This is a genomic window from Streptomyces sp. NPDC055140, assembly GCF_053607285.1.
Map to the genome: position 1 here is coordinate 218,008 of NZ_JBSGTG010000012.1, position 7,187 is coordinate 225,194.

Genomic DNA, 7,187 nt, shown 5'->3' on the forward strand with positions numbered 1-7,187 from the left:
AGGTGACCGGCAAGCCCGGCCTGGCGAAGAGCGCCTCGGACCGGCCGGTCGCCGGCCTCATCTCGCACACGTCCGCGCCCGGGCTGAGCTGAAGGGGCGTAAGAGCAGCTACAGCAGCGAGGCCGACTGCATCGAAGTCACCACCACCACCACCTGGGCCGCCTTCATCACCTACGCGGCCCAGCGCTAACTACAGCTACAGCTACAGCGCCCTCAACCCCGCCGCCGTAGCCGAAGCCAGTTTCCCCAGGTACCCCTTGGGCAACGGCGTCCGTACCACCACGGCGCGCCAGTACAGCGGGCCCGAGATCAGGTCGAGGGCGAGGTCCTCGTCGAGGTCCGCCCTGACCTCCCCGCGTGCGGCGGCGCTGCGCACGATGCCGTTCGCCACGCCGTGCTGGCCTTCGCGCAGCGCCTTCTGCATGGCCTCTGCGATTTCTGGGTTGCGGGCCGCCTCGGCCTGGAGGTCGGGGATGATCTGGCCGGCCACCGGGTGCTTCAGGGCCCGGGACGTCACCTCGTAGAGGAGGCGCAGGTCACCTTCCAGGGAACCCGTGTCCGGGGCCGGCAGGCCCTGTACCGCTATGGCGGAGACCAGGTCCAGGACCAGGTGCAGTTTGGAGCGCCAGCGGCGGTAGACGGCTGTCTTGCCGACGCCCGCGCGGCGCGCGATCCCCTCGATGGACATACGGGCGTAGCCCACGGCGGCGAGCTCTTCGAAGACGGCTGCCCGGATGGCGTCGGTCACATCCTCACGGAGCACGGCTGCCCCTGCGGGGGCCCGGCGACGCGCTGGCTTGGCGGAGTCGGCGTTGGTCGTCATGGTGAACAGCTTACGGCGTTACGACGAAACGGTTGCGTTCCGACGTAGCGACGCCCTACGCTCGCGTCACGACGATACGGACCCGTTCCGACGTCTCCGACCCCTTGAGCGAAAGCAGCGGATGTGAGTCAGGCAGTCGACACACCTCCCCCGCCGGCGGCCACCGCGCCGGTGGAAGATCCCGCGGAGCTGGCCGCGCGGTACGGCCTCTCGGTCAGCGGCGCGCGCCCGACCCTCGCGGAGTACGTGGGCCAGCTCTGGCAGCGGCGCCACTTCATCACCGCGTTCGCGACGGCCAAGCTCACGGCGCAGTACAGCCAGGCGAAGCTGGGCCAGGTGTGGCAGGTGGCGACCCCGCTCCTGAACGCGGCGGTCTACTACTTCATCTTCGGCGTGCTGATGAACACGAAGCACAACGTGCCGGACTATGTGCCGTTCCTGGTCACCGGCGTATTCGTGTGGACGTTCACGCAGAGCTCGATCATGGCGGGCACCCGCGCGATCTCCGGCAACCTCGGTCTCGTACGGGCGCTGCACTTCCCGCGCGCCGCGCTGCCGGTGTCGTTCGCGCTCCAGCAGCTCCAGCAGCTGCTGTTCTCGATGTGCGCGCTGGTGGTGATCCTGCTCTGCTTCGGCGTTCCGCCGGCCCTCTCCTGGTTCCTGGTCCTGCCGGTTCTGCTGCTCCAGTTCGTCTTCAACACCGGCGTGGCCCTCGTCATGGCGAGGATGGGCGCGCGGACGCCGGACATCGCTCAGCTGATGCCGTTCCTGCTGCGTACGTGGATGTACACGTCCGGCGTGATGTGGAGCATCGACAAGGTGCTCAAGAACCAGCACCTGCCGCACGTCGTGCACGTACTGCTGTCCGCGAACCCGGCCGCCGTCTACATCGACCTGATGCGCTTCGCCCTGATCGACAGCTTCCACCGCGCTCAGCTGCCGCCCCACGTGTGGGCGATCGCGGCCGGGTGGGCGCTGGTCGCGGGCGTCGGCGGGTTCATCTACTTCTGGAAGGCAGAGGAGACGTACGGCCGTGGCTGACACCTTCGGGGAGCGGATCCCCACCGTCATCGTCGACAACGTCGACATCGTCTACCGCGTGAACGGCACCGGGGCGGGCCGCGGCACCGCGACCGCCGCGCTCGGCCGCATCATCGGCGGCCGGAAGAAGGCCGAGGCGCGGGCCGGCGTGCGCAAGGTGCACGCGGTGAAGAAGGTCTCGTTCACCGCGTACAAGGGCGAGGCGATCGGCCTGATCGGCACGAACGGGTCGGGCAAGTCGACGCTGCTCAAGGCGGTCGCGGGGCTGCTGCCGACGGAGAACGGCCGGATCTTCACGCATGGCCAGCCGTCTCTGCTCGGCGTGAACGCGGCACTGATGAACGACCTCACGGGCGAGCGCAACGTCCATCTCGGCGGCCTCGCCATGGGCATGAGCCGCGAGGAGGTCCGCGAGCGTTACGAAGACATCGTCGGCTTCTCCGGCATCAACGAGAAGGGTGACTTCATCACGCTGCCCATGCGGACGTACTCCTCGGGCATGGCCGCCCGCCTCCGGTTCTCCATCGCCGCCGCCAAGGACCATGACGTGCTGCTGATCGACGAGGCCCTGGCCACCGGCGACCGGTCCTTCCAGAAGCGCTCGGAGTCGCGGATCCGCGAGCTGCGCAAGGAGGCCGGCTCGGTCTTCCTCGTCAGTCACAACAACAAGTCGATCCGCGACACCTGCGATCGGGTCCTGTGGCTGGAGCGCGGCGAACTGCGCATGGACGGGCCGACGGACGAGGTCCTCAAGGCGTACGAGGCGTTCACCAATCCGGACGGCGGCAGGACGGAACCCAGGAAGGCCAGGGTCGCCGCTTCCGCCTGAGGCCGATTCGGGACCCACTCCCGGACCCACTCCCAGACCCACTCCCTTTATCCCTTTCATCTGATTGGTGACAGTATGGTGCGCCAGGAGAAGAAGGGACGGCGACCGTGCAGGAACTCAGCGTCATCGTGTACGGCCGGGACGTGCAGGGGCATCTCGCCGGCTGTCTGGACAGCGTGACCGGCCAGCTGCCCGAGGGGGCGGAGCTCGTCGTCGCCGCCGTCGACGATCCGGCTCCGACCGCCGACGTGCCGGGCCGTGTCACCGTTCTGGCCCTGCCCCGCGCCATCTCCGACGAGGAGGCCCGCGCGGCCGGCGGCGAGCGGGCCTCGGGTGAGTGGCTGCTGTTCGTGCACGCCAAGGACCGGGTACTCCCCGGCGCGCTGGGGGCGCTGCGGGACCGGGTCGCGGGCCTCCCGGACGGCGCCGAGCGCGTGGATGTCGTACTCACCGACCAGGTCCGCTCGACCTGGCACGCCTCCGGCGTCCCGGGCCCCGACGCCCGTCTGCTGGCCAGGGCGGGCGACCGCGACCTGGCCCTCGCGGACTGCCCCGACCTCCTGCGGGTCACCCCGCTGCTCGGCAACCGCGCCCTGCGCGCCGCGTTCTGGCGGGACCACCGCGACCAACTGGCCGCCACCGACGAGCGGTTCGCGGCCCGCGCCGCCCTCGTCCTCGCCGGCCGCGTCACCGCTCTGCAGCAGGTGGTGCTCGACGAGCGCAGGCTGCGCGCCGCGAGCCTGCCGCCGCTCACTCCGGAGGAGTACTACGCGCCCGTCGGCGAGTACGAGGACCTCCAGCGGCTGATGGCCGACCGCGGCACGCCGACCGGTCCCCGCGCGGTGCTGTACGACGTGATGGCGACCGAGTGCATGCGGATCGTGGCCCGCGCCGGGATGCCGGAGCCGGTGGGCCGCGAGTTCTTCCGCCGGGCCTCACGCGCGGCCGTCGCGTGGCGGCCGGAAGACTACCGCAGGCCCGCGGGGCTCGAAGGCATCCGGCGCCGGCTGCTCGAGGAGGACGCGTACTCCCGTTACCGTGCCTTCCAGAGCGTCAACCACAAGCGGCGCGGCCTGAAGTCCGCGGTCAGGGAGCGCAAGCGGCGGGTCGGCGCGAAGGTCCGTGCCCACCGCTACCGGCGGGAGCTGCGCCGGCCCGTCGACCCGGACCTGGCGGTGTTCTCCGCGTACTGGGACCGGGGGATGGCCTGCAATCCGGCCGCGATCGCCGCTAAGGTCGCCGAACTCGCCCCGCGCATCCACCAGGTGTGGGTGGTCTCGGCGGCCAACGCGCCGCTCCTGCCGCCCGGCACCGACCACGTCGTGCCCGGCTCCCGCCGCTACTGGGAGGTCATGGCCCGCGCCAAGTACCTCGTCAACAACGTCAACTTCCCCAACGCCGTGGTCAAGCGTCCCGAGGCCGTCCACGTCATGACCCACCACGGCACGCCCCTCAAGCGCATGGGCCTCGACCAGATCGAGTACCCGACCGCGTCCAAGGGCCTCAACTTCCGCCAGCTCCTGGCCCGCGTCGACAAGTGGGACTACAGCGTCACGTCGAACAGCCACTCCACCCGGACGTGGGAGCGCGCCTATCCCGCGCACTACGTCCCGCTGGAGTACGGCTATCCGCGCAACGACGTCTTCTACCGCGCGACGGCCGCCGACATCCGGGCTGTTCGAGACCGCCTCGGCATCGCGCCGGGCCGGCGGGCCGTCCTGTACGCGCCCACCCACCGCGACTACGAGGCCTCCTGGACCCCGCGCCTCGACCTGGCCACGCTCGCCGACCGCCTGGGCGACGACACCGTCCTCCTCGTGCGCGGCCACTACTTCTACGGCGGGGCGGCCTCACCGCTCGCGGAGCTGCGCCGCAGCGGCCGGGTCATCGACGTGTCCACGTACGACCCGGTCGAGGACCTCTGCCTCGCCGCGGACGCCCTGGTCACGGACTACTCGTCGATCATGTTCGACTACGCCTGCCTGGACCGCCCGATCGTGGTCTACGCGGACGACTGGGAGATGTACGCGAAGACCCGCGGGGTCTACTTCGACCTGATCGCCGAGGCGCCCGGGCCCGTCGCCCGTACGCAGGACGAGCTGACGGAGATCCTCACCTCGGGCACGTGGCGCGACGAGGCGTCGGGGAAGGCGCGAGCCGCGTTCCGGCGCCGGTTCTGCGAGTTCGACGACGGCCACGCCGCCGAGCGGGTCGTACGCCGGGTCTTCCTCGGCGAGAGCGACGCGTCGCTGCCCCCGGTGATCCCCGTCGACGAGCGCATCCCCGCGCCCACCCCCGAGGAGGCGGCCCGCCGATGACCACGCCCACGAGGACGATCACTCCCGACGTCACGGTCACCGTCATCGTCTACAACGACGCCGGGCGGCTGCCGCGCGCCGTCGCCTCTGTCCTGGACCAGACGCACGGCAACATCGAGGTCGTCATCAGCGACGACCACTCGACGGACGCCACCCCCGAGGTGGCGCGCCGCCTCGCCGCCGCGGACCCACGGGTGCGCTACCTGCGTCTGCCGGAGAACAGCGGCGGGTGCAGCGCGCCCCGCAACCGCGCGCTCGACATCGCCCGCGCCCCGTATCTGATGTTCCTCGACAGCGACGACGAACTCCCGACGGAATCAGTGGAGTTGCTGCTCGCGGCGCACCGCGAGCGGGAGATCGACTTCGCGATGGGCGCGGTCGAGCGGGTTCGCGTCGACACGGGCCGCACGTCGACATGGATGCCGCACCTGGTCGCGGAGCGCCGCACCGTCGACGGGATCGACGCCGAACCCGGCCTGTTCTTCGAGCACTTGTCGACGAGCAAGATGTACAAGCGGGAGTTCCTCGACCGCAACGAGCTCCGTTTCCCCGAGGGCATCCACTACGAGGACCAGCTGTTCTCGGCGCAGGCGTACTGCCTCGCGAAGTCCTTCACCGTCATCCCCGAGCCGGTCTACCGCTGGTACATCGCGCCGTTCGTCGCCGCGGACGACGCGTCGATCTCCAACCAGCGGCACAAGCTGAGCAACGTCCGCGACCGCGTCCACGTGCAGGAGCTCATCGACGAGTTCCTCGCGGCGGGCGGCCACGCGGGGGTGCGCGAGGACAAGGACTACAAGTTCCTCAAGCACGACTTCCGGATGTACGCGGGCGACCTGCCGTCCCGGGACGACGCGTGGCTGGCCGGGTTCGCCGAGATCGTGAACCCGTATCTGGCGACGCTGTCCCCGGGCGCGTACGCCCGGCTGCCGCGCCCGGAGCGGGTCGTCCTGCAACTGGTGCGCGACGGACGCCTCGCCGACGCCCGGCTCGCCGCGCGCGGGCTCGGTCACGTGGTGGCCCCGCGCGAGACGGCCACGGACGCGTCCGGCGCCGTGTACTGGGGGTCAGTGGTCCCGTCGTCGGACGAGGCGCGTACCGAACTCGACCTGTCCGACCAGGAGTTGTACGCGCGCCCGTTCTCAGGTGCCCAGTTCCGGCACGAGATCACGCGGATCGAGCGCGGTCCCGGCGCCACCGTCGACCTGTCGGTGCGCACGTACGACCCCGGTCTGCGCCTCGCCGTCGGCCCGCATGTCGCCACCCTGGTGGTGGCGCCGGGACGGCGCCGCATGACGACGCGGCTGCGGCTCGACCCGGTGCGGCCGGGCGTCTTCGAGGGGTGGGTGCGGCTCGATCTGGCGGCGGCCCCGCTCCCGGTGCACGGCTTCGACGGCGTACGGCATCCGATGCTCCAGCTCCAAGGGCAAGGCCTGCGCAACACGGCGGTCCTGCTTGCGCCGCTGGACTTCCCCACGCTCACCGCCCGCGTCGGCTACCACTCGGGGGCGGCCCCGCACCGGGTGACGCTGGAGCCGGAGGGGCGGGGCGCGGGGCGCCTCCAGATCCGCTGGCAGCCGGCGGGGCTCACGGCCCGGGTGACACACCCGGTGGCGCGCAGGCTGGCCACGGCGTCGGACGGGCGGGTACGGAACGCGGTACGCCTTGTGAAGAGCGCACTGCGTTAGCCCGCGTCGCCGACGACCTCATAGAGGGTCTGGCCTCCCGGACCCGTCGTGACCTTGTGCAGTGCCGGGTCGGTGGCGGCGAGGCCGGCGTCGTCGGGGTGGCTCACGATCCACCGCACCTCGTAGCGACGCAGGACGTCGAGGCGTTCGGCCCGCGTCGTGCCGGGTGCGAAGTAGGTGTCCACGGCGCGGGTGCGGGCCGTCTCGTCGGGCAGGAAGAAGTCCGGGTAGCCGGGGGCGACGGTGTAGGGCCCGTACCCGGGGATCTGCCGCGCCGGGAACATCGTGGCGAGGACCACGTCCCCGTACTTCGCCCAGGGCATCACCCACTGGTAGCCGCGCCACGGCGGGTTGTAGCGGTCGGCGATCGGCGGGGGCAGGGCGCCGCGCGGCAGGACGTAGCCGAGTGTGCCCGACTGGGTCCACGCGCCCGCGAGGAGCGCCGCGCCGAGCACCGCGGCGAACGCCGCGGCGAACGCCGTACGCAC

General features: G+C 71.3%; 5 protein-coding genes and 1 pseudogene. 4 read left to right on the forward strand and 2 right to left on the reverse strand.

Going from position 1 to position 7,187, the window contains the following annotated elements; translation table 11 throughout:
* Nucleotides 1-202 precede the first annotated feature (202 nt).
* Nucleotides 203-823 (reverse strand): TetR/AcrR family transcriptional regulator, encoded by a 621-nt coding sequence (locus tag ACWFR4_RS23750; RefSeq protein ID WP_375993209.1) that lies wholly within the window; start codon nt 821-823, stop codon nt 203-205.
* 123 nt (nt 824-946) lie between these two features.
* Here ACWFR4_RS23750 and ACWFR4_RS23755 point away from each other — a divergent pair, with 123 nt between their 5' ends.
* The 4 genes from ACWFR4_RS23755 (at nt 947) to ACWFR4_RS23770 (ending at nt 6,699) form a co-directional block, all read left to right on the forward strand.
* Nucleotides 947-1,864 carry an ABC transporter permease gene (locus ACWFR4_RS23755; RefSeq protein ID WP_453654376.1) on the forward strand — a complete coding sequence of 306 codons (918 nt, stop codon included), beginning with the start codon at nt 947-949 and terminating at the stop codon, nt 1,862-1,864.
* Nucleotides 1,857-2,693, forward strand: a complete 837-nt coding sequence (locus tag ACWFR4_RS23760; protein WP_453460062.1) for an ABC transporter ATP-binding protein — start codon at nt 1,857-1,859, stop codon at nt 2,691-2,693. Before ACWFR4_RS23755 ends, ACWFR4_RS23760 begins: the two co-directional genes overlap by 8 nt.
* Before the next feature lie 107 nt (nt 2,694-2,800).
* On the forward strand, nt 2,801-5,011 hold the full coding sequence (locus tag ACWFR4_RS23765; RefSeq protein ID WP_453654378.1) for a CDP-glycerol glycerophosphotransferase family protein: 2,211 nt from the start codon (nt 2,801-2,803) through the stop codon (nt 5,009-5,011).
* Nucleotides 5,008-6,699 (forward strand): glycosyltransferase family 2 protein, encoded by a 1,692-nt coding sequence (locus tag ACWFR4_RS23770; protein WP_453654380.1) that lies wholly within the window; start codon nt 5,008-5,010, stop codon nt 6,697-6,699. Before ACWFR4_RS23765 ends, ACWFR4_RS23770 begins: the two co-directional genes overlap by 4 nt.
* Here the strand turns inward: ACWFR4_RS23770 and ACWFR4_RS23775 are convergent.
* Nucleotides 6,696-7,187 (reverse strand): annotated as a pseudogene (locus tag ACWFR4_RS23775) (hypothetical protein); the annotation flags it as partial. The gene ACWFR4_RS23770 and the pseudogene ACWFR4_RS23775 overlap by 4 nt on opposite strands.